This window comes from Janthinobacterium sp. AD80, from assembly GCF_002878455.1.
Lineage (GTDB): Bacteria > Pseudomonadota > Gammaproteobacteria > Burkholderiales > Burkholderiaceae_D > Janthinobacterium.
The window spans coordinates 1-2,179 of sequence record NZ_NRDQ01000273.1; the positions used below are offsets into that span (position 1 = coordinate 1).

2 protein-coding genes are annotated in these 2,179 nt (G+C 66.8%); both read left to right on the forward strand.

From position 1 onward, the window contains the following. On the forward strand, positions 1-531 hold a 531-nt coding region (gene cpaB / locus JaAD80_RS28500; RefSeq protein WP_102299533.1), incomplete at its 5' end, for a Flp pilus assembly protein CpaB. 42 nt (positions 532-573) lie between these two features. Continuing rightward, a complete protein-coding gene (locus tag JaAD80_RS28505; RefSeq protein WP_102299534.1) occupies positions 574-2,037 on the forward strand; it encodes a type II and III secretion system protein family protein in 1,464 nt (487 codons plus the stop codon). The last annotated feature ends 142 nt before the right edge of the window (positions 2,038-2,179 follow it).

Here is a 2,179-nt window from a genome sequence, read left to right on the forward strand (position 1 = left end):
GGCACCGTCGGCGGCCTGTCGGCGGCGCTGGGCGACGGCAAGCGCGCCATGACGGTGCGCGTCAACGACGTGGTGGGCGTAGCCGGTTTCGCCCTGCCCGGCAACTTTGTCGACGTGCTGGTGAATACCCAGGGCGAGCCGCTGCGCAATGCCACCATGCAAGGGCCGGCCATATCGAAAATCGTGCTCGAACGCATACGCGTGCTGGCCATCGCGCAGGAAGCCACGCGCGACGATACCAAGCCCAAGGTGGTCAACGCCGTGACCCTGGAACTGACGCCGGAGCAGACGGAAAAACTCGACCTGGCACGCAGCGTGGGCACGCTGTCGCTGGTGCTGCGCAACCAGGTGGAGGACCAGCCCGTCAACACGGAGGGCGCCACCAAGTCGACCTTGCTCGACATCAAGGCGGCCAGCGCCGTGCCGGCCGCCAGCGGCAAGCGCGCGACGCCAAAGATCGTCCAGGCGCCCGCGCCCGGCCTGCGTGTCGACGTCATCAAGGGACTCGAGCGCAGCGCCCAGCATTTTTAACGTTCACTATCGCAGACACCGGGGAATCCTTTGACCTACACCATGAATCGCGCGGCCCTGCTGCTGGCGCTGGCCGCCTGCGCGCTGGCGGACACGGCGCACGGCGCCCGGGCCAGCGCCAGCAGCAAAGCCGCCAAGGCGGCAGCGCCCGCGCCCGCCGCCAACCCCGCGCCTGCGCCTGCACTGGCGCGCCTGATCGCCTTGTCGGCCGGTAAATCGCAATTGCTGTCACTGCCATTTGCCGCCAGCCGCCTGGCCGTGGGCGACGCGGCCATCGCCGACGTGATCCTGCTCAATCCGAATGAAGTGTATTTGCTGGGCAAGCGTCCCGGCACCACCAACCTGATCCTGTGGGACCGCGCCAAACAGGCGAGCATCATCGACCTCAGCGTGGCCATCGACACGGCTGGCCTGCGCCAGCAGCTCGACCTGCTGTTTGCCGAGGAAAAGGCCGTGCACATCCATGCGGCGGCCGATACCCTGATCCTGTCGGGCACGGTGGCCGATGCCGTCAAGGCCAGCCAGATCATGTCCCTGGCGCAAGCGTACGCGGCCCGTCCCGCCGCTGGCGCCAGCGCCGCGACGCCCGCCGATGGCGCCATGGCGGCCACGCCGGCCAGCGTCAAGGTGGTCAATATGCTGGCCATCGCGGCGCCGCAGCAAGTCATGCTGGAAGTGAAAATTGCGGAAGTGTCGAAAAGCCTGGTCGACCAGCTGGGCGCCAGCCTCGGCGTCAATGTGCAGGCGGGCAACTGGACCCATTCCCTGCTGTCGAATCTGCTCAGCGGCAACCGCAGCCTGATCGAAGCATTCAACAACAAGAACGGCAATTTCATCAAGGTCGATGCGCAAAAGCGCGACGGCCTCGTGAAAATCCTCGCCGAGCCCACCATCATGGCCATCAGCGGCCAGGAAGCGAGTTTTTTGGCCGGCGGCAAGGTCTTCATTCCCGTCAGCCAGAACAACAGCGGCGGCACGCCCACCATCACCCTGGAAGAGAAGGAATACGGCGTGGCCGTGAAATTCACGCCGACCGTGCTCGACGGCGGTCGCATCAACCTGAAGGTGGCGCCGGAAGTATCCGAGCTGAACCGCGACGGCATCGGCCTGTCCGCAGGCAGCGTGAATGCCAGCGCCATCTTGCCGTCCTTCACCACGCGGCGCGCCGCCACCACGGTGCAGCTGTTCGATGGCCAGAGCTTTGCCATCGGCGGCTTGATCAAGAACAATGTGACGACGAATATCAAGGCCTTGCCCATGCTGGGCGAGATCCCCGTGCTGGGCGCGCTGTTTCGCAGCAGCGATTTCCAGACGGACCGCAGCGAGCTGGTCTTCATTGTCACGCCGCACCTGGTAAAACCGCTGCCGGCCGTGCCGCCCCTGCCCACCGATGGCTACGTGCCGCCAAGCCGGGCCGACTTCTTCATCCGCGGCCAGATGGAAGGCCAGCCGGCGCCCGCCAGCAGCACCATCGTCACCGCGCAACCGGAGCCCCGCCATGAGTAAATCCCCATCGATCCTGGCGCCCATGCTGGCCCTGGCGCTGGCGTGCACGGCCAGCGGCTGCAGCGAGATGACGCCGCGGCTGGACCGGCAATTCGGCGACAGCGTGCGCGCCGCCACGGCGCTGCAGACGCGCGCGCCCGAC